This is a genomic window from Brevibacillus panacihumi W25 (assembly GCF_000503775.1).
GTDB lineage: Bacteria > Bacillota > Bacilli > Brevibacillales > Brevibacillaceae > Brevibacillus > Brevibacillus panacihumi_A.
Map to the genome: position 1 here is coordinate 1,692,204 of NZ_KI629785.1, position 20,680 is coordinate 1,712,883.

Genomic DNA, 20,680 nt, shown 5'->3' on the forward strand with positions numbered 1-20,680 from the left:
GCACGTCCCTTTCCATGCAGGCATTTTCTTACCATTTTCTCCTCTTAAATCAAACAGCCTGTCCCCCGAGCGGTTGCCCAGGAAACAGACTGTTGTTGCATTGCCTTATGCAGTTGGCTTTTCGTTGTTGTTCGGATCTTGATTGTCACTGCTTGAGTCAGGCAGGGAATCCGCTTGCTGACTGTCTGCAGGCGCCTTCTTGCGGAACAGCTTGCCGCCAAATTTGATCAGTGCCCCGATGACAACGACGATCAGAATCCAGCCCTTTTTCAGGAAAGCGAGAAGGATCGCCAGAATGCCCAGCTTCTTCGCCGCAGCCAGTCCGAGTCCTCCCAGAATCAGACCGCTGAGCCCGTATTCCGCTACTTGATCGGTTTCAGGATTGAAGTCCGCATAACGATGGCCTTCCTTCACCGTAAAATTCTTGAGAATCACTTCGCGCAGAGTCTTTTTGTCTCTCTCCAGATTGGGCAGGTCTGTCACCAGGACAAAAGAGACATTCCCCGTACGGGTCAGCAGCTGCAGCTTATAGTTGAGGAATTTCTCTTTTTGCGCATTTTCGAGCAGCATCGAATATTCCAGCTCATGTGTAGCCGCATTGTAGTTGGGCGCTACATTCCAGCCGACCACGTGAAATTGCTCATGCGGCTCCCGCTGCTCGTTGGCTTCCTCCGTTCCCAATTTGTAGCTTTCCAGCAATTCGTCCGCATCGATTTCATTTTGATCTTCGTCCTTGATATGACCCGTTTCTTCGTATTCCATGTAGACAATCCAGTCTTCTTCGTACGGCACTACGCTGCCGATTTCCAGCATCGTAGGGATATTTTTCATTTCCTGTTCCAGCTTGATTGTATCTTCTTTGTTGAGGAAGGCCATATTTTCCGGAATGGTGAACGAGAACTTGCCCTCCATATCTACTGTTGTTCCGCCCTCGATAAAGTTGTAGTCCCCTTCTGCGCCTGCCGGAACGACCAAGCCAAGGCATAAAACCAGAATCAGGGACCATGACAGCCAAATACGTTTACTCATTTGAAAACTCCATTCTACATTTTTTCAAAAACCCCCTTGATTTTACATGGGTGTAATTCCCATTTCAAAAGAAAGATGCATATCCGAGCAAAAACAGTTCTTTGAAACTAAAAGTATTGGGATAAGCATCGTGAGAAAATATATCTTTTCTCCCAATAATAAGAGAGGTTTTCTGTAACTTATTTACTATATTTTACCATTATATAAATGACTATCGTAGCAAAAGAAAAGGACAATAAAAAAACCGCCGGACCTCGCATCCGGCGGTTTGCCTATCACTCTTTATTTTTTCAGGTCTTCGATGGAATTGATGTCCATGTAGGCCGGCACAGCCAGACCCAGCTTGGTTCCTTCCAGATTTGGACCGAGGTCTTCAATCTTGTCACCCAGCTTTTGGTAGTAGTCCTCGTGGGTTGTTGGCAACCATGCAGCTACCATGCCGTCCACGTCCCCATTGGAGACACCAATCCACATCGGCCCTGCTTCTACCTGGCTCAGTTCCACTTTGTACTTCAGCTTTTGCTCCAGTACTTCCTTCACAACGTTGGTGCTGGCGATTTCGGAATCCCAAGCGACGTAAGCGAGAGTCAGTTTTTGGCCTTCAGCAGGCTCAATACCTGCTACCCATTCGTTCACCAGGGCTTCATTTTCTTTCACCCAGGCAGCAGCGGCTTCCTCAGGCTTCTGACCGTCAGTGATAGCCAGCATGACTTTCTCCATGTCGGCTGGGCTCCAACGGAATTTGTCGAGAAATGCGTACGCGCTTGGCTGCTCCTCTTTCAAGCCTTTGCGAACGATGGTGTGGATCTGTTCGTCTTCTCCGTATACGCCTTTTGGATCTTCCAGATACTTCATGTCAAACTTGGAGAACATCCAGTGCGGTGTCCAGCCTGTCACGATGATCGGCTTCTGATCCTTGTAAGCCTGTGTCAAGGCAGCTGTCATGGCAGCACTAGACCCCTCTACCAGCTCCCAGTCTTTCAATTCGTATTCTTGGATGGCTTTCTCCGTGGCTTTCATCAAGCCGGCACCCGGGTCAATCCCGACGATTTTGTAATCTACTTGCTGTCCGACGCCGCCCTGCGCTGTTTCACCACTCTGAGGAGCCGTTTGACCGCCCTCTGGCGCAGGAGCACCGCTCGAGCATCCTACCATAAACAAGCTCATTCCCAGTGCCAGTGACAAGCCTTTCCACATCTGTTTCTTTTTCATGAAAACCCCTCCTAGACATTTTTTCTCTTTCCTACACGTTGGGTGATGCGATCCAACAGGATGGCGATAATCACGATGGCAAGGCCAGCCTCGAAGCCTTCCCCGATTTTGATCTGGGTTACTGCCCGATACACGTCGGCACCCAGTCCCTTCGCCCCGATCATCGAAGCGATCACGACCATCGACAGCGCCAGCATGATGCTTTGGTTGATCCCTGCCATCATCGTGGATTTCGCGATCGGCAGCTGCACCTTGAACAGCTTTTGAAAATAGGTGGAGCCGAAAGCATCTGCAGCCTCAATCAGATCGGCGGGAACCTGCCGAATCCCCAGGTTGGTCAGACGAATCGTAGGCGGCATCGCAAAGATTACCGACGCGATTACACCCGGCACTTGACCCAATCCGAAGAAGAAGATCGCCGGAATCAGGTAGACAAACGCCGGCATGGTCTGCATGAAGTCCAGCAGCGGCGTAATGACATTTTGCACCGCGTCTTTTCTGGCACACCAGATCCCGACCGGTATCCCGATCACGACGGAAATCAATCCTGCCGTCAGGACGAGCGCCAATGTCTGCATCGAATGTTCCCAGTACCCGAGATTTTCAATCAAGAGAAGCCCAATACATGTAAAAAGAGCAATTGACCATTTACCTGCTCGGAATGCCAGGAGTGTAAAGACAATCAGCAACAACCAGAACGGCAAGCCCGTCAATACCGCATGAAACAGATCGACAGTCCCGCCAATCGCGGCGGAAATCAGATCGAACAAAAAGCCCAAACGGTCATCCATTACATCTACAACAGTTTCTACCCACTCACTGAGCGGCAGTTTTGGGAATAGTTGGCTCATTCTGCCATCACCTGCCCTTCCTCTGCCGACTGGCCGGGATCTTGGGCGTTGACTTTCCCTGCCAAGCCCCCGAGAACGGATCCTTTGACGATCACGCCCAACAATCTTCCCTGTTCTTCCGTCACGGCTACAGGTACATTCGAGAACGCAACCAGGTCAAACAATTCGTTCAACAGCGTTTGCGGTCCTACAGTCGGCACGTCTTTTCGCAGGACCTCTTCCAGCGTCAAGTTGCCGTTCTTCGCCTCGTTGACAGCATCTGCCGTCAACACGCCAAGCAGCATTTTTCGTTTATCCACTACGTACAGGGTCGAAACCCCTCGCTCCCGCATCAACTGCAGGGCTACACGCGGACCTTTATCAAGGGTAATCGTCTCAGCCCGCTTCATGACATTCTCTGCGGACAAGATTTTGGAGCGGTCCACATCTTCGACGAAGCGTTCGACGTATTCATTGGCCGGATTGGTCAAGATTTCTTCCGGCGAACCAATCTGAACCACAGCTCCGTCCTTCATCAATGCGATCCGGTCTCCGATTTTCAGTGCCTCATCGAGGTCATGCGTAATAAAGATAATGGTCTTTTGCATCGTGCTTTGCAATTCCAGCAGTTCATCCTGCATGTCCTTGCGAATCAACGGATCGAGCGCACTGAACGCCTCATCCATCAACAGCACATCAGGATCATTCGCCAGAGCGCGAGCGAGACCAACACGTTGCTGCATCCCGCCGCTCAACTGATCGGGAAAGCTGTTTTCCCAACCGGCAAGCCCCACCAACGCAAGGGACTCCTTCGCTTTTTTCTCGCGCTCTGCTTTTGGGACCTTCTGTACCTCCAATCCATACGCGGCATTCTCCAGTACGGTTCGGTGCGGAAACAAGGCGAACTTCTGAAACACCATCCCGAGCTTCTTGCGGCGTACCTCCTGCAATTCCTCGGTGTTCATCTTCACGATATCCTGTCCATCGATCAGGATGTGTCCGTCCGTCGGCTCGATCAAACGATTCAAAAGCCGAACCAACGTGGATTTTCCACTCCCGGAAAGACCCATAATGACAAAAATTTCGCCAGCCTGCACCTCAAAGCTCGCCTGGTTGACCCCTACGGTCAGACCTGTTTCCTTGTGGATTTCCTGTTTCCCCTTCCCCTGCTGCAAGGCTTGCAGGGCGCGCTGGGGCTGGCGTCCAAAGATTTTCGTCAGCTTTTCTACTTGTATTTTGGGCATATGGTCACCTCCAACTTTCTGCCCGTATCCGGACCTGCTTTACCCTTTTTATTGTATAGTTGACGCAGTTTTCCCTCAAATTGGTTAAATCGCGATATTCCGCCGTTTCTAGCGTTCAGAAAAAACTTTACGTACTTTTCTTACCGTATTCGCAGAATAACTCGTATATACGGTATGATATCTCCATTTACTTTTTTCAGTCGGGAACGTACAATCTACTCAGGTAATCTGACCAGAGGAGTGCTATTTTTCACAATGGAACCCAATCAGGAAAAAATCCTCGACAAGGCACAGGAACGCGTGATCGAGACTCTTGCCCGCAATTTGGATCTGTACGGCATCACGATGTCGACTGGCCTCTTGTATGGCACCCTGCTTTTTCAGGACAAGTCCATGACGCTTGACGAGATGGGCCAGGCGCTGGGAATGAGCAAGACGAGTATGAGTACCAGCGTACGGACGCTGCTCGATATGAACATGGTCGAAAAGATATGGAAAAAGGGAACGCGCAAGGACCATTACGAGGTCAATCTGGATTGGTACCAGAACTTTATCGACCTTTTTTCCACCAAATGGCGGCACGCCTGCGAACAAAATGGCACTGTGCTGAAAAAATCACTTCATGAACTCCGCACTCTGCGGGAATCGGAAGGATTGTCTGCCGAAGACCTGGAACGTATCGATCTCAGCATCCAGCGCATCGAGAACGGTTTGGAATATTATCAATGGCTGCATCGTTTGATCGATTCCTTCGAATCTCATGAAATTTTTGAGTTTGTGCCAAAACAGAAGAACGAATAAAAAAATGCTCCAACCGTTGCCAACAGGCAGTCGGAAGGAGCATTTTTTTGTTATGATGAGACGGCAAGCAGTCATTCCTACTATATTATTAAGGAGGAAACACAGATGACTCGCAAGACCGCTCTTCTCATTATCGATGCACAAACAGGCATTATCGAAGGTCCTCCCGACGGTCCGGTACATAACGCCGCCGGTTTGCTCCAAACCATGCAAGGGATCCTTTTGAAAGCCCGCCAGCAATCCATCCCTGTCTGGTATGTGCAGGATCTGGATGTAGCTGCGGTTGAAGACGAGGCTTTTGCCACTCACCCTGCCATTGCGCCTCTTCCCGGCGAGCCGATCATCTTCAAACGAGCAACGGATTCGTTCCACGGAACGGACCTGCACGACCAACTGCAAGCAGCCGGTATCCAGCATCTCGTGATCATGGGCTGCCAGACCCCGTATTGTATTGACAGCGCTTGCCGCAAAGCCACGACCCTCGGGTATGATGTGACCTTGGTCAAAGACGGGCATTCCACTACGGATAACGATGTCTTGTCCGCAGAGCAGATCATCGCTCATCACAACAAAATCCTCCACGGGATGGGCAATCTGGAGCCGTTTATCCTGGTTCGCCACTCCGAAGAAAATCTTTTTGAGCCAACTCATGATTCGTATCGGTAACAGATAGCTGCATTCAGAAAAACGCGGGAAGTTGAACTGCGTTTTTTTGTTTTTTGGTCATCCGGCTGTAGTGGAGCGGCGGAAAAAGGGAAAAACGCTTTAGGCGGGTTGGGATCTTCACTGGTGGCAGTACTGGCCGGCTCCATTCCAAATGCCTTGCGCTTTTTTTCCCTTTTTCCGCGACCAGCTTCTACTGGTCCCCCTTCCACCTTTCGTGGGCTTCTCATGGAGATTCTTATTGATTACGAATAATCTCCTGCACTCGCCCTACTTGTCCATCCTCGAGGCGCACTTTGATTCCATGCGGATGCGTCGCGGAATTGGTGAGAATATCCTTGACGATCCCGCGGGTGCGTTTCCCTGTTCGCTGATCCTGCTTCAAGACAATATCCACTGCAAGACCGGGAAAGATATCTTTGCGATTTTTGCCATTCATGCTTTCTCCCTCTTACCATTCTTTCTCTCCACCTGTGTTATAATCGACGAACAAACTATGCCTTTTTACGGAGGAATTCCATGTTATCTTTTGAAGAAAAACTGGCGATTATCGAATCGTTCCCACAGCTTACCCGCAACAATGTCTCCCTCAAGCGAGTCAACTTCCACTACGAAGGCAGTCTGCACGAGAAAAAAACGGTCGTCTATCACCTTCATCCGAATGGCAACGGCTACGTATATGCCGCCTATCTGAAGGGTTATCAAAAGGACGAAAAAGGCTTCGTCAACATCCGCGATTTCTCGGCTGACGAGCTGCGCGCAATCATTGAAGCCTCCATCCAGATGCTGTCCACAAAACGGGAGCCTGTCGTCCATGCTGCTGCCGAGGATGCCCCAGTGGAAGAAACCTGGGTTGATGAGCAAAACCGCACGCTGGTGCTGCAGCAGGAGGATTCGCTCTGGAACGTCTACCATGGCCTGAACCTGGAGGCTTCTTTTGAATCCTATAAGGAAGCATCCCAATACCTGACTGAAGAAGGGTTTTCCTTACAGTCATAGGCATTCGCACTCCCTGGTAAACGTTCATTTTTCCCTCACGGATTTTAGATTGGATAAATATTTCTGATGTGGTACACTTCCACCTATCTAGATGTACATCTCCATTAGTGATCGCACCGAACGGGGGAAACAAACCGCATGATGAAATACCGCAATACCTTGATTCACAATATCAAGAAACAATTGGAGGCCTGGTTGGAGCAAACTGGGCCTGTTCCTCATGAGGATCTTTATCGTTTCCTCCATTCGTTGAAAGGCACAGCAGGTACCATCGGGCTGCAGGATTTCTCCGATGTTTCTCATGGGCTTCTGGCGCAATTGGATCAAATGACGCCAAAGAGTTGGCACACCAACGAATGGCGGCCTTTTCTCATGGAGTTGATCACACTCGCCTACGAGCAGCGTCCGGACCATGAGTTGTTTCTATCCGATTCGGTCGGAGAACGAGAGAACCGATACGACCAGCAGCCTCTCATCTTGATCCTGGACGATGATGTCACGTTATTAATGTATCTGAAAGAAGAATTGGAAAAATTGAACTGGTCTGTCATCGCGACTGTCCATCCCCATAAAGCATTGGACTATTTCCATGACATGCACCCGGATTGCCTGATCGTGGATCTCAACATCCCGGAGACGGGCGGTTTTCAGGTCATGAAGACGCTGGGCGAGAAAATAAAAAAACAGTATGTCCCCACTACCGTCATCAGCATCGACTGCGAGCGCGATACGCGTTTTCGCGCATACCACCTCGGGGCGGATGATTTCATGTGCAAGCCTCTCGACGTGGAGGAGTTGTCTATCCGCCTGGAACGCCAGCTTCGCCGCAAGCGCTGGATCGATCGGCTTTTGTTTCTTGACGAGCTGACAGGTGCTTATAATCGCAACTCTCTTCAGCAAACTTACGAGCGACTGCTTCTTGAGGGGTTACGTGCAGCTTCCCCTCTTTCGCTCGCCTTTTTGGATATTGATCACTTTAAACAGGTGAATGACCAATACGGGCACTTGATCGGCGACGACGTGCTGGCGCGCTTCGCCAACTTCGTCCAGTCATCTGCGCAAAAAAACGATATTCTGTTTCGCTACGGCGGCGAAGAATTTATCCTGTTGATGCCCCAGACGGCCCAGGAAGCGGCCAAGCACTGTCTGGAAACGATGCTTGCTTCCTTTTGCCAGGTCACGTTTCATTCCCCTAATGGTCCCTTTTCGCTTAGCTTTTCAGCGGGAGTCGTCGAAATTACCGCCCCGGAGAAGCCGTTGCCCTATTGGCTGGAACTGGCTGATGATGCCCTGTACACAGCAAAAAAATGCGGCCGGTGCCGCATTGAAACACCTGAATATACGCAATCGGCTGAAGGCAATACGATCAAGCTGAAGGTAGCGATCATCGATGACGATGCCATGATCCGCACCATGCTGGCGGAATCGGTGAAGGACTGCTTCAAAGGCTGGATTTCGGCAGACACCCGTGTGTTCCGGGATGGGGAAGCCTTTTTGCAAAGTGACTGGCACAGCGGACCTGAGCCTTACCTGATCATTCTGGACGGAATGATGCCGAACATGGATGGCATGGACGTGCTTCAAGTGATCCGAAGCTTGCCCGATACGAAGAAATACACAGTCCTCATGCTGACCGGCCGCACGGAAGAACAGGATATTGTAAAAGCATTGCAGCTTGGCGCCGATGATTACATGACCAAGCCTTTCAACCTGCGTGAGTTGGAAGCGCGTATCAAGCGTCTCATCCGGCGCGTCGTATGATGATGCTATACGGGATTGGAGAGAAAAAGAAAATGGCAACCATACTTTTGGCAGAGGACGAAGCAGTCCTGCGTATGCTCATCTGCGATACGCTGGAAGACGAGGGATACAAACTAGACGTGGCTTGTGATGGAGAGGAAGCGCTGCATAAAATCGAACAGCGGAATTTTGACCTGGTCATCCTGGATTATATGATGCCCAAGCTGACCGGACTGGACGTACTGAAGATGATCAAACAAATGCCGGACAAAACGCATACGAAAGTGTTGATTCTCTCCGCGAAGAGCCAATGTACCGATCAGGAAATCATGCGTGCGGCAGGGGCAGATGATTTCATTCCCAAGCCATTCAGCCCCCTGGAACTGGCTCGAAAAGTGGAGGAAATCCTGGCATGATCCACTATCAACAACTGTGGAGAAAAAGCATCACGCGTCGTTTCATGTTCATGATGCTGATCTTTCTCTTCCTGCTGATCGCCGGGGCATCGATTGTGCTCTATATGAATTACAACGCCTTTTCCCAGTATCAAACGGCAATAAAAAGTTCTATGCAAAAACAAAAGATGATCGATCAGCTCGTCAATCATACCTCGCTGATCTTTTTTCGTGCGCGAGGCTATTACGCGTTCCTGAGTGAAAGCGAATATCATGAACTTTTTAACGAGAAGCGGCAAGTGGAAGCGTTGATTGAATCGTTCAAGCAACTCCCCCTGACCACGCAAGAAGCCGCGATGGTGCAGCAGATTGAAGCGTTTGTAGACCATTTTTTCACCCATGTCTTCCCTGTTGCATCCGGCTATGCGAAGGCTGGAGACTATGAATCGCTCCATACATTCTCTTCGAGCGGGATCAATGAGGACGTCAACGACCTGATTCGTTATGCCTCTGCTTATCAGAGCCAAAGCCAGCAGCTTCTCTCCGATCAAAATCGTACCCTCTTTGCAAACCTGTCCCGGCAAAGCTCTTGGTTCCTGCTTTACATCGTGCTGGTGCTGATGATTGCCATCTACGTCGCTCACCGGACCACTCGCGATATTGGCGTTCCCCTGGGCAGAATCTCCGCCCAAGCCGAGCGTTTTGCCCAAGGAGAGACCGTCCATTTGCAAGACTTGGACCGTACGGATGAGATCGGTACCCTGGCTCGATCGCTGGATTACTCGATGCGGCAGATACAGGCAAAGGAAGAGGTCCTGGTCGCTCAAAACGAAGAACTGCATGCGCAGCAGGACGAATTGATGATGCAGCAGGAGGATTTGCAGGATGCGCTAGCCAAGATGGAGGCGAAAGAGCACTATTTGCAAAAGCGGAACCAAATCGTCCAATCCCTGAGCAATACCCTGAACAAACAGGAACTGCTGCACAGCATCGTGATCAATACGACACAGGTGATGAACGCCGATAAAGGGATCGTCGTCCTCTTGAATGACGAATATGACAGTGCCACCCTGGGCTTATCCGCGGAAAGCTTCGCCACTTTTAGGGAAGGCTTCGAACACGGCCCGCTCGTCCGCCTACGGGAGACAGGCATGCCTTACCTCCTCACACGAGAGAGCACCCTATCGGAACGCAGTTTTTACGAAGGACATTCCATGACTGCCGAGCTTTATGTACCGATCCTCAATGCAGCGGATCAAGTCGTGGCCTGTATCGTCTTTTCCCGGATCGACCGGACCTTCTCCCCTCAGGACATCGAAACCGCGACTGGACTTGCCAAGCAGATCTCGCTTTCGCTGGACAAGCTGTCGATGTACGAAGAGGCGGAAAAGCAGCGTCAAATCACACAGGATATGCTGGATACGATTCAGGAAGGTGTGCAACTCATCGATTTGCAGGGAAACACGCTGCAAGTAAACCGTACGTTCTGTGAATTCCTGGGCTACGACCTGTCCTCCACTACGCCTCATGCGCAGCTGGAGGACTTCCTCAGCCAATTGGAGATGCTTACGGAAGATCACGAACGAGTGTCCCAATTTGTAAAAGGTGCAGTGGGCAAAGAGAAAAAGCTGTCCGGGAGCAGCCTTGTCTTTGCGATTACCTATCCGCAAAGACGGCATATTCAGCTTTATGCGGAGCCTTTGTACCGCAACCAGGAAAAATGGAGCACTCTTCTGGTCTACCGTGACATTACGAGGGAATACGAAATTGACCGAATGAAGTCTGAATTCGTCAGCACCGTGAGCCATGAACTGAGAACCCCGCTCGCCAGTGTCCTTGGTTTTGCGGAGCTGATGCTTAACAAAGAGTTAAAGCCCGAAAGACAGCAGCGCTACGTGACAGCCATTTATCAGGAAGCCAAGCGCCTGACCGCTCTGATCAACGACTTTCTGGACCTGCAACGCATGGAATCGGGTCTGCAAAACTATGTGAAAGAGCCAGTTGCGATCGATGCGCTCGTCCAGGAAGTGTTTGCTCTGTACCAGGTGCAGTCGTCGCGCCATACGTTTACCCTCGATCGGCAAACGCCGCAGGCTCTTGTAGAAGGGGACCGAAACAAGCTTCGCCAGGTGATGACCAACCTGATCAGCAATGCAGTCAAGTACTCTCCACTTGGCGGCGAAGTGCGCGTCACCTTCCGCGAAGACAAAGGTCGTCTCTTCATCGACGTTGCGGATAACGGCCTCGGTATTCCGACAGATGCCCTGCCGCATCTCTTCTCCAAGTTTTATCGCGTGGACAATTCCGACCGGAGGGAAATCGGCGGAACGGGACTCGGCCTTGCGATCGTCTCGGAAATCGTGGCCATGCACCAAGGAGAAATTACCGTCACATCTGAATCGGGACGGGGCAGCACCTTTACGGTCAGTCTCCCCCTTTTCAAGCAGACGGCTGCCCAGCAATCCGACAACCTTGAGAGTGAAGTCTCTCTTGCGGGAATCCAGGAAAAAGGGAAAGTGGTCATCATCGAGGACGATCCGAACCTGTCCGAGCTGTTGCGGGAAGAACTCACTGGCTCGGGCTTCACTGTCCATTCCTACTCCCAGGTCAACCAGGCTTTTGGCGCCATCGAGGAGCTGATGCCGGATGCTGTCGTACTGGACCTGGTCCTCCAGGACGGTGAAAATGGTTGGGAAGTCATCGAGCGCATGCAGAAGCATCCCGGATTGCGGACGATCCCGATCATCATCTCCAGTGCTTTCGAGGAGCAGAAAAAGGCATTCGATCTGGGGGCTGCCCGCTATCTGATCAAGCCGTATCATCCCGACTCCTTGTCAAAAGCCATTCTGTTGGCGATCGCAGAGGCAGGGGGCCAAATCCTGGTTCCCGATCATGAACAAAACTCGCGAGGGGAGTAACTCCCCTCTTCTTTTTTACCCTTTTGCTGGGAGTTGAGAATAATCTTGGTATAAAGTCTTGGGTTTGCTCACACATTAATAGAGGTACATGGTTTATTTTTACGAACATGCCCCGCGAAGGAGGAGTTCACTGTGTATTTCTCAAAGAAAGCGGCAGTTCCGATCGAAGAAGAAGAAACAGACATATGGGCTTGCACGACAGATGGTTGTTCCTGCTGGATGAGAGAGAATTTTTCTTTTGAAAAAAGCCCCACTTGTCCCTTTTGTCAGGGTGAAATGACAAAGGATACCCGCATGCTCCCCGTACTGGCCAACCACACCAAACGCACCACCTGATCTTCGGATTTACTCTTGTCGGAACTCCTCGGCTTCCCTACAATAGACGTACGATGGACACGAGGAGTATGCCGATGAACAGGAAAGAAATGGAAAATCAGGTCATTCAAGCGTATCAACGGGACGAGGGGATGATGATACTCGTTTTTGCCCAGTGGTGTGTCAACCATGGCCTGGATGCGCGTGACTTGTATCACCGCGCCTATCCCAACCAGGGTGACAATCCCCTGCTGGCTCAAATGCTGGAGAATACGGTTCCCAAGGAGGAAGCCGAGGAGATTCCCGATGCCACTTTATTGGGAGTCCTCTCCCTGTTTGGCAATGACGATCTGGCATTTGTCGTGAGCGAAGAAATCGAGCGACTGCAAAAACAGCAGAAGTGAATCTGGCAGGTGAGATCGCATGGCCTACAATCCATGCCGATTTCACCTGCTAGTTTTTTGGTACGCCTATTCCTATCTTAGATCAAAGGTCATGCGAAATTCGGTGCTTCGCTCCGAAGATTCGCAGCTAATCGTACCGTCATGCCGTTCAATGATTTCCTTGCACACATACAGCCCAATCCCCGTCCCCAGTTCCTTTGTTGTAAAAAAAGGCTCAAAAATGACGGGTAAAATATCAGGCGGGATCGGGGAGCCATTGTTTGCGATGGAGATGCTGGCTTTTTGCTCGTTTTGAAAACCTTCGATATGGATCAGCCGCTCTCCTGAAACTCGCTGCAAGGCATCCAAGGCATTGGAAAGGATGTTGATCAAAACCTGTTTGATCTCATCTCTGTTGCCCGTCAAGGAAAACGAAGGATCGATGGTACACGCAGTCTGCGCGTTGACATCGACAATCGTCGGATATAAAAAGGCCAATATATCTTCAATCAGCTGTGCCACATTAAACGTCTCTATCCGCCTGGATACTGCAGCAGAGCCTTTTTTGGAGACGAGCAAAAATTGGGAAACCCGATAATTGAGCTGGTATAATTCATTTTCAATAATGTCGAGATAAGGCAGGTCAGGATGATCTTCTTTGAGCAGTTTTGAAAAGCCGATGACAGATGTCAGGGGATTGCGGAATTCGTGTACAAAGCTGGATGCCATTTGTCCTAGAATGGTCATTCGATCTTTGTGGGACCGTTCGATGAACATCTGCTTTTTATCCAGGTCTCTGTCCTTCAATTCCGTGTATTTGGAAACAGCGTGGACCAAAAAAATGTCGAAACATTCGTTTATTTTCATGACAACGGGTAACATGGTGGCAGCCGGTACGCCACCCTCCTGCAAAGAGTCGAGGATCAGCCTGCGGCCCATGCAGACGTTATGTACAAAGTCTCCAATGTTGATTTGCGCCTGATTGCGTTCACAAGCTACTCGATAGGCGAGCGCTTGAATGTCCTCTTCTGTTACGGTCCCGCGAAAATACCCAATTACCATACGATACATAGCTTGTCCATTTAAGTGAATCCGGTCTCTAAATTGGTCGTGTTCAGATTTGACGATCTGGTTTTTGAACTGTTCCACGATCTTTGCTTCCTGTTCCTCAAGAAACGCTGTCAATGGATCCATGAACAACCGCTTTCACCCCGTATGTAATAAGGTTATATTTTCTCCATTATTATACATGATCTGCTGAACCACAACAGGACAACACGACAAAAAAAGAAGGCATCCATGTTGCCTTCTCTTCTGTGCTACAGTTTTACGATCGTCAGGGTCGCTCCTGCTCCGGTCTGCAGGACAGCTTCACCGTCGAATCCATACAGCTGCAAGGCAATCGCGTCCCCAGCTGCCAAGGGTGCCAGAACTGTATTGGTGAAGGAGGTCTGCTCCCCGTTGGAAGCGATAACCGTTGGGAGATAGGGCTCTTCATTGATCGTGATTCGGGCATGGATGGGCAAGGCTTCTGTAAATTGAATGACATACGTGATCAGGTAGTTTCCATCATCCGGAACTGTAAAGGCGGTCTGCTCCTCATCGGTAAAGATTCCTTGCAGCACCTGATTGTCGGACAGCGGGATCGGAATCCCCTCTTTTACTACGCGCAAAATGGCACCTCTAGTATTGGCGCCAAATCCATTTATGACCATGGATGTTGATCCTCGTTCGCTTGCACCGAAGTCCGTATTGGCTGTCTCCATCTCCTCTACCTCGTCTTCTTCGCAAGGCCTAGACACCACCAATTCCGGATATGACGGGACCGGACCTCGCTCCTCAGATCGTCCAGGCAACTGCAGCAACGTCTCCAGCCTGGATTGCAGCAGCATTTCCAGACGAATCGCCGTATCCAGCGTCTCCTTCACGCTCGTGTCGATCGTCATCAATTCATCCATGGTCACGTCAGACTCATATCCTGCGCCCGGCAGCGTCCCCAAGGCATATTTGATCTTATCCCCTTCCACTGCCAGGATCTGTGTCAGACTGAGCTGCTCCATCGCCATCGCGGACAGAAGCAAATTGACGGCATCGTCCCGGGTAATCGTTATTTTGGGATCGATATTCGGAATACCAGGAATAGACACATCTCTCCCCTCCTCTCTATGCACATGCCTTCTCCACGATACTCAACGGCGATGATCGGACTCCTTCTTTTTGCTCCCCGGCACGACTTCGTTATGAAGCCAAGGCCTTTTTGCAGGGGGAGCTGTCTGGATGGGGGGATTAGTCATTCTCGAGTCCTGGCCGTATTCCGCCAACCTCCGAAGCACGATGTTCATCCGCCTGGATCCTTCCACTGAAAAAAGAGGTTGCGATCTCCAAACGGCACCCCATTCTCCCAGTGCCTTGCGAAATGCGCGCTGTTTTTGCTGCAAATCGTCAGAGGCAAGAACCTCGCCACTCCACTCCTCCCTTTTTCGAGACAACAGGCGCAGCAGTTCTTCCCCCTGCTGCAGGCATGTCAGGAGCAGTTGTTCCAATCGTTCGATGTCTGCCGCCAACGCTTTCTCTGTATTCAGGCGAACCAACCAGAAGCTGAAAAAGGAATAGGTAGACGCAAGAAGCGCAAAGGCGGAAGCTGCGGCATTCGTCTGCTCCCTTGCCAGGCATTCCGGTGAAAGATATGTGGTTCTGGCATTCCGGCGAAGCGCTTCATGCGTCACGATGCATTGCCAGCGTCGATGCGTCGAAGATTGGTAGGCGAGTGCTGCTTCCAGCCACGCTCGATAAGAATCCAGCCAGCGAATAAAACGGGGGAGAGAGAAGGTTTCTGGCGGTTGGGGAGCTTGCAGCCATGAGGCGAGATGGAGTGTTTGCGTCGTCATGAGGGTTGCAGCAGACTTTTCCAAAGCAACCGAGGATTCCAAGAGATCGATGCTTGCCCCTGATGTACCTTCTTTTCTCCCGAAGTCTGCCGCCCGCCGCAGAGCTTCCGATAGACCCCGTGCAAGGAAAGGGCTACTCCTCTTGCGTGTCATCTTGCCCGCCGAGCTTCCCGTCCAGCTCCATGATCTGGTCGAGCTTGAATTGCAGCAAAATTTGTTTGCCGACCATGGTCCGCAGCATTCGCTCGACACTCCGATTCATCTGGATCATATCCTCCAACGACACATGATCCTGCTCCAAGAGGCGCTGCATGTTTTCCCCCTCGGCATTCAGGATTTGCGAAAGGCTGATTTCATCCATTGCGACCGAAGTTAACAAAAGGTGAATGACTTCCTCCCGCTTCAGGTCGATGCGAGGCGTAATGTCGGGAATGTTGGGTAATGACATGCGGGGTTGCCCTCCATTTCACATAGGTCATAGCTTCGTTGCTTGTCCGAAGATCAGCATATCTGCAGATTTTCCGCCGGCTATTACTACCAACGTATTTCTTGCCCCACGATTTTATGATGAGGAAATGAGCAGTTCGCTCACGACTCCTGGGCAAATACGCCGTAGGCTTTCTCTATTTTGGGGATTTTTGTAATGTACAGCACGCTTGGAATTTCTTTGCCTCCGCCGTAAGTGCCTCCTACCGGCGTAGACGGCGAATAAGTGGTCACTACCCGAATGTGGTCCGGATACTCCTGGACGGTACTGATCATCCGATTGGGCTCGGCCAACAGCAAATAGGTATGCTCGCCTTGGTGGAAGACATGCAGTCCGCCATTCTCTTCACCCAATTTTTGCTCAAAGTATTCCCTGGCTTCAGGGGGAATCCCATCCTGCAGGTGAACCAATGTCTGCGGAACGCTTTGGGGATATTCTTGTGTCGAACAGCCAAAAAGCAATATACATGCCAGACTAAAGATGCAGAGAAGAATTTTTCCGTTCAAACGTTTTCCCTCCTTCAAGGGGTTAGACGAGTGGAGAAGGTGTTAGTTTCGTTTTCCATTTCCATGCAGGATGACGGTCTTCCTCTCTGCATCCCATGTTGCTTGCAGCTTTAACGCTTCGGCCAATTCACGCGCGGAAGTGTAGGATATGCCGTTTACGTTGTGTGCGGTTACTTCTCGACCATTTACTTTCACGCCTTTGGTCAACGGGTCCCACTCAACCTTTCCCCCTGCTCCTTCAGCCACAGCCCGCAGCGGCAGATACGCAACCCCTTCATGGAGTGCGCCGGTTTCGGGCAGTTCGATCTGAATGGCGCACCTGGGCAGTGCGTCTTCCCTTACAAGTGAATCGTCGGTCAATAATCGCTGGACGTCTTTTTTAAAGTTCTCCCACGCCATGACGGCTGTCACGCCGAAATAAGCGAGGGCTTCCTGATTGGTGACAAAAAAAGCTGGGCAGTTTTTCCCGGTTACGTCGAAATGCCGCCACAGCTTGTCCACGCCCCAGCCGTATTGTTTCAGGATATGGCTGACCAGCTCTACGGTCTTTCGATACATCTCGGAAAAACGTCCATCCGCGTTGACGCACATTTCGATGCCAATCGTGCAGTTGTTTGGATAGCTGCTCAGCCTGTTCAGCGCATCCTGCTTGTAGGATTTTGCGCCGACGTGGTACGCCATCTCATTTTCAGGCAGACAGCGAATAATTTGCCTGTCATCAACAATATAATGAGCGCTTGCGATCGTAGTCGGCTTGTTAAAGTAGTTCCGGTTCGCCATCGCGTTCGCACCGCTCGTTTTGTTCGCCGTCCAATGGATGACCACGCCTTTGGGGCGAATCGTTTTCCCGGGACGAGCGTTTGGGTTGGTCAAAAAACAGTCCGTGATCCGCATCATTGCTTCTCCTTCCTCGTCGATCGCTCTGCCTTGGCCTGGATCTCCGAGGACACGAGCTTGACTACAGCCTTGGGCAGAGGCCATCCTGCACGGAAGGCATTGGCTGTCAGGCTGGTCCACGTATGGTAGATCAGTCCAAACGTGACGCCGAAGAACAAAAAGCCCGGCGTTCCCACCACCCGATCCAACAGATTGGCGACAGCCGGCAGAGCAAACAAAAACAAGGTCCGCGGAATCCGGCTCAACCCGTACTCCGAGGAGTAGGTCAGGTCTTTTTTCGCGGCGAATACTCCTGTCATCCAATCCAGTGCGATCATGACAAGCAGGACGATCAGAATATCGCGCCGTTCACTGCCGTACAGATAATAAAAAACGGGAGCCATCGTGGCTCCCGCTGACATCGCCCACCCATTCGCAGGCGAGAGCAGAGTGTCAAAAGACTGGAAAAACCTCATGTGTAGCTCCCTCCTTTTATTTGCAAAGACTAGGAAATCTGCGTTTCTTTGTTTGGTGGTCTGCCAGCCCTTGTGGAGGGGAGGAAAAAGGGAAAACGCTCCAGGTGGGTTGGGATCTTCGCTGTGGATCGGCCTGGCCGCTTCCACTCCAAAGGCGGAACCGCGGCCAAAAGCAGCCGTCTCATGGAAGTGAATCAGGGTTGGCCGCTGAATGCGTGTTCCCCCTTTTCCGCTCCAGCTTGGTCAAGATCCCAAAAACCTTCCGCTGGTTTTCCCTTTTTCCTCAACCAGCTTTCCTGCTCCCCTTCACTTCCTACACGTTGAAAAAGCCCTGCCATAGCGGCAAGGGCTTTTTTGTGCTTTCCTATAAATTTCTTATGCCTTGCGGACGTTGGTTGCTTGCGGCCCGCGTTGGCCATTTTCAACGTCAAAGGTAACCTCTTGCCCTTCCTCCAGTGATTTGTACCCTTCTCCTTGGATGGCGGAGAAGTGTACGAATACATCCTCTGCTCCTTCACGCTCGATGAACCCAAAACCTTTTTCTGCGTTAAACCACTTAACTTTTCCGTGTTCCATTGATTGCCTCCTAGCATGTAGCAAATACATGAAATGATGTTTGACTTACCCCGTTAGTATCTCCCGTCTAAGGGAAATCTAACCTTCCGAATGAAAATCTTGTCCGGTGATGGCTGTAAATTCTTCGGGTGTAATTTCTCCGTGCGGACGAGCAGCTGTTTGGACGACCTGGCGCAGCTGGTCCAACGTCACCCATTTATGAGCGTAGGCGATTTTCCAGAATGTCATGCATCTGTGCCACCTCGATACAGAATTTTCATAAGTGTATTTGGTGGATTTCCACTTGGTTTCTTGGTACCACCGTACTTCGACGGGCTTTGTACCGTTCCATACGCGTTTTTCGCCACTACATGGTACTTGTATAGGGTGCTTGAATTCAGCCCCGTGTCCGTGTAGGTCGTGGATGTCCGTTCGGACACGATCAAGGTGTTATCTCGATAAATGTCATAGCTTGTGGCACCTGTCGCCGAGTAGGTGAGAGTCAAGCTATTGCTTGTCGCACTATCTACGGTCAACGTTGGTGTGTCAGGTGGATTTCCACTTGGTTTCGTTGTACCACCGTACTTCGACGGGCTTTGTGTCGTTCCATACGCGTTTTTCGCCACTACATGGTACTTGTATAGGGTGCTTGAATTCAGCCCCGTGTCTGTGTAGGTCGTGGATGTCCGTTCGGACGCGATCAAGGCATTATCTCGATAGATGTCATAGCTTGTGGCACCTGTCCCCGAGTAGGTAAGAGTCAAGCTATTGCTTGTTGCGCTTCCTACGGTTAGCGTTGGTGTATCAGGGGGAGAACCTTCCAGATCTGTAGTTGCCGCTACATAAGTGGACATGTTACCCGTTCCGTAGATGTTTTTTCCTTCGGTCTTGTAGTAGTAGGTCGTCCCACTAGACAAGCCGGTGTTGGTGTACGGTGTGGACACGCTAGATGCAATCAGCGAGTACGTACCTGTCGCGGATGTGCTACGGTACAAGTTGAAACTTGTCGCACCAGTAGCCGATAAGTTCAGCGTTGCGCTGGACGTTGTGGTGCTTGCTACGGAAATCGAAGCCGCACCTGGAGGACTACCTGCGGACTCTGTAATCACCAGATTGTAGGCAGACAACGGGCCAACTCCATAGCTGTTCACACCTTCGGCTTTGTAGTAGTAGGCTGTACTACTGGACAAGCCAGAGTTTGTGTAAGGTGTTTGTACACCGGATGCTACGAGCGAGTACGAGCCGGAAGAGGTTGTGCTACGATACACGTTAAAACTCGTCGCGCCAGTCGATGTCAGATTCAACGTTGCGCTGGACGACGTTTTAGACTGTGTGGAAACGTAAACCATACCCGGAAGATTCCCTGCCGCTGGTGGTGTTACCAGAAGTGTAAACGACGCTGCAACAGAATTTGAGTATGCGTATACTTTCACGTAATAGACAGTGCCACTGATCAAGTTGTACGTGATTTTCGGCTGTCTGTTACCGCCACTATCGTCGTCCGTATCCAGCACCTTCGTTCCATCTATGTTGAGCAAGTCCATCTTCAAGTCGGTAGTAGAATCCGTTGTAAAGGTGAAGGAGCCTGTAGATGGTGCTGTGAACTTGTAAAAGACTGCGCCGCCAGCTTGGAACGATCCACTTGCAGACGTACCTGTTAGAATGATCGGGTTGTTAATCGACTCCCCTGGTGTACCACTACCGCCTCCTGAGCCTGCGGATACGGAAATGTTCATACCTGAGACGGTTACTTGGTCGATGTAGACGGCATCTGTACCGTTACTGTTGCTACCGTCTTTAACGTAGCTGAATTCGATTTCAGTTGTACCGATTGGCAAAGTATGAGTTACTTTTGTCCACGTTCCACCTGTACCCGACTCGCCGTTGACGATGGTTGTAGAATCTGCTTTTACCGTCAGCTTATCGTAGTTTTTTTCGGAGTCTGTTCGATACCAGAACTCCAATGTACCGCCGGATGGAGCCGTAACCTTGAAGGATGTTTTAGATGTTTGGTTATGTGTAATGACACCGCTACGGTAGCAATAAGAGCCTGCTTGTGGCGATGTCGTCGTGCGTACCCAGTCACCTGTGAACGGGATGGTTTGGTTCGAACTTTCAAACGTCTCTGTGATCAACTGAACTTCTTGCAAATTAAGTGAAAGGTTGCTGATCCGAACTTCAGCTGAAGTAGTAGTTGAACCGGAATCGCACTCCAAGTCAAAACGGTACGATTTACCACCCTGAATTGGGATAGAAACCTTTCCATAATTGGAACTTGTACTTCTGTAAAGTGTCGTAAGTTCGCCGTTCACGTACACACCTAGACCGTATAGTGACGAAGCACTTACGACTCGTACATCAAA

Annotated in this window: 23 protein-coding genes; 8 read left to right on the plus strand and 15 right to left on the minus strand. The window is 50.6% G+C overall.

Features of this window, described 5'->3' with window-relative positions; genetic code table 11:
* Positions 1–105 precede the first annotated feature (105 nt).
* The 4 genes from T458_RS49130 to T458_RS49145 form a co-directional block, all read right to left on the minus strand.
* A complete protein-coding gene (locus T458_RS49130; protein WP_023558505.1) occupies positions 106–1,029 on the minus strand; it encodes a DUF2167 domain-containing protein in 924 nt (307 codons plus the stop codon).
* 282 nt (positions 1,030–1,311) lie between these two features.
* Complete coding sequence (locus tag T458_RS49135) at positions 1,312–2,241, minus strand: glycine betaine ABC transporter substrate-binding protein (protein ID WP_023558506.1); 930 nt, start codon at positions 2,239–2,241, stop codon at positions 1,312–1,314.
* Positions 2,242–2,252: 11 nt separating this feature from the next.
* The gene (locus T458_RS49140) at positions 2,253–3,092 is read right to left on the minus strand and encodes an ABC transporter permease (RefSeq protein WP_023558507.1); all 840 of its coding nucleotides are present in this window, start codon (positions 3,090–3,092) and stop codon (positions 2,253–2,255) included.
* Positions 3,089–4,315, minus strand: coding sequence for a quaternary amine ABC transporter ATP-binding protein (locus T458_RS49145; protein ID WP_023558508.1), 1,227 nt, complete (start codon positions 4,313–4,315; stop codon positions 3,089–3,091). Before T458_RS49145 ends, T458_RS49140 begins: the two co-directional genes overlap by 4 nt.
* 255 nt (positions 4,316–4,570) lie before the next feature.
* On the opposite strand from T458_RS49145, the gene T458_RS49150 reads away from it, so the two are divergent.
* Entirely contained in the window at positions 4,571–5,116 is a 546-nt protein-coding gene (locus tag T458_RS49150) for a GbsR/MarR family transcriptional regulator (RefSeq protein ID WP_023558509.1), read from the plus strand.
* Positions 5,117–5,221: 105 nt separating this feature from the next.
* Complete coding sequence (locus T458_RS49155; RefSeq protein WP_023558510.1) at positions 5,222–5,782, plus strand: cysteine hydrolase family protein; 561 nt, start codon at positions 5,222–5,224, stop codon at positions 5,780–5,782.
* A 235-nt stretch (positions 5,783–6,017) separates the two neighbouring features.
* On the opposite strand, the gene T458_RS49165 is transcribed toward T458_RS49155, so the two are convergent.
* Positions 6,018–6,218, minus strand: coding sequence for a YwbE family protein (locus tag T458_RS49165; RefSeq protein WP_023558512.1), 201 nt, complete (start codon positions 6,216–6,218; stop codon positions 6,018–6,020).
* Between the two features lie 80 nt (positions 6,219–6,298).
* Here T458_RS49165 and T458_RS49170 point away from each other — a divergent pair, with 80 nt between their 5' ends.
* The 6 genes from T458_RS49170 to T458_RS49195 all read left to right on the plus strand — a co-directional run bounded on the left by T458_RS49170 (position 6,299) and on the right by T458_RS49195 (position 12,550).
* A complete protein-coding gene (locus T458_RS49170; RefSeq protein WP_023558513.1) occupies positions 6,299–6,778 on the plus strand; it encodes a hypothetical protein in 480 nt (159 codons plus the stop codon).
* A 138-nt stretch (positions 6,779–6,916) separates the two neighbouring features.
* Entirely contained in the window at positions 6,917–8,539 is a 1,623-nt protein-coding gene (locus T458_RS49175; RefSeq protein WP_023558514.1) for a GGDEF domain-containing response regulator, read from the plus strand.
* Between the two features lie 32 nt (positions 8,540–8,571).
* The gene (locus tag T458_RS49180) at positions 8,572–8,934 is read left to right on the plus strand and encodes a response regulator transcription factor (RefSeq protein WP_031306125.1); all 363 of its coding nucleotides are present in this window, start codon (positions 8,572–8,574) and stop codon (positions 8,932–8,934) included.
* A complete protein-coding gene (locus T458_RS49185; RefSeq protein WP_023558516.1) occupies positions 8,931–11,831 on the plus strand; it encodes an ATP-binding protein in 2,901 nt (966 codons plus the stop codon). Before T458_RS49180 ends, T458_RS49185 begins: the two co-directional genes overlap by 4 nt.
* 132 nt (positions 11,832–11,963) lie before the next feature.
* Positions 11,964–12,167, plus strand: coding sequence for a cold-shock protein (locus T458_RS49190; protein ID WP_023558517.1), 204 nt, complete (start codon positions 11,964–11,966; stop codon positions 12,165–12,167).
* A gap of 74 nt (positions 12,168–12,241) precedes the next feature.
* A complete protein-coding gene (locus T458_RS49195; protein ID WP_023558518.1) occupies positions 12,242–12,550 on the plus strand; it encodes a hypothetical protein in 309 nt (102 codons plus the stop codon).
* 72 nt (positions 12,551–12,622) lie between these two features.
* Here the strand turns inward: T458_RS49195 and T458_RS49200 are convergent, their stop codons facing one another.
* The 10 genes from T458_RS49200 to T458_RS57650 form a co-directional block, all read right to left on the minus strand.
* The gene (locus tag T458_RS49200) at positions 12,623–13,723 is read right to left on the minus strand and encodes a histidine kinase N-terminal domain-containing protein (protein ID WP_031306126.1); all 1,101 of its coding nucleotides are present in this window, start codon (positions 13,721–13,723) and stop codon (positions 12,623–12,625) included.
* A 125-nt stretch (positions 13,724–13,848) separates the two neighbouring features.
* Positions 13,849–14,676: a BclA C-terminal domain-containing protein gene (locus tag T458_RS56135; RefSeq protein ID WP_023558520.1), complete on the minus strand. Its 828-nt coding sequence runs from the start codon at positions 14,674–14,676 to the stop codon at positions 13,849–13,851.
* Positions 14,677–14,718: 42 nt separating this feature from the next.
* Positions 14,719–15,570: a hypothetical protein gene (locus T458_RS49205; protein ID WP_023558521.1), complete on the minus strand. Its 852-nt coding sequence runs from the start codon at positions 15,568–15,570 to the stop codon at positions 14,719–14,721.
* The gene (locus T458_RS49210; protein WP_023558522.1) at positions 15,551–15,865 is read right to left on the minus strand and encodes an alpha-helical endospore appendage domain-containing protein; all 315 of its coding nucleotides are present in this window, start codon (positions 15,863–15,865) and stop codon (positions 15,551–15,553) included. Before T458_RS49210 ends, T458_RS49205 begins: the two co-directional genes overlap by 20 nt.
* A gap of 140 nt (positions 15,866–16,005) precedes the next feature.
* Entirely contained in the window at positions 16,006–16,410 is a 405-nt protein-coding gene (locus tag T458_RS49215; RefSeq protein ID WP_023558523.1) for a hypothetical protein, read from the minus strand.
* A gap of 42 nt (positions 16,411–16,452) precedes the next feature.
* Entirely contained in the window at positions 16,453–17,307 is an 855-nt protein-coding gene (locus T458_RS49220) for an N-acetylmuramoyl-L-alanine amidase (RefSeq protein ID WP_252989849.1), read from the minus strand.
* Complete coding sequence (locus tag T458_RS49225; protein ID WP_023558525.1) at positions 17,304–17,762, minus strand: phage holin family protein; 459 nt, start codon at positions 17,760–17,762, stop codon at positions 17,304–17,306. Before T458_RS49225 ends, T458_RS49220 begins: the two co-directional genes overlap by 4 nt.
* Positions 17,763–18,137: 375 nt before the next feature.
* Positions 18,138–18,338 carry a cold-shock protein gene (locus tag T458_RS49230; RefSeq protein WP_023558527.1) on the minus strand — a complete coding sequence of 67 codons (201 nt, stop codon included), beginning with the start codon at positions 18,336–18,338 and terminating at the stop codon, positions 18,138–18,140.
* Positions 18,339–18,416: 78 nt separating this feature from the next.
* On the minus strand, positions 18,417–18,566 hold the full coding sequence (locus T458_RS49235; protein ID WP_023558528.1) for an XkdX family protein: 150 nt from the start codon (positions 18,564–18,566) through the stop codon (positions 18,417–18,419).
* Positions 18,563–20,452 carry a fibronectin type III domain-containing protein gene (locus tag T458_RS57650; protein WP_252989850.1) on the minus strand — a complete coding sequence of 630 codons (1,890 nt, stop codon included), beginning with the start codon at positions 20,450–20,452 and terminating at the stop codon, positions 18,563–18,565. The genes T458_RS49235 and T458_RS57650 overlap by 4 nt, the downstream gene beginning before the upstream one ends.
* Positions 20,453–20,680 lie beyond the last annotated feature (228 nt).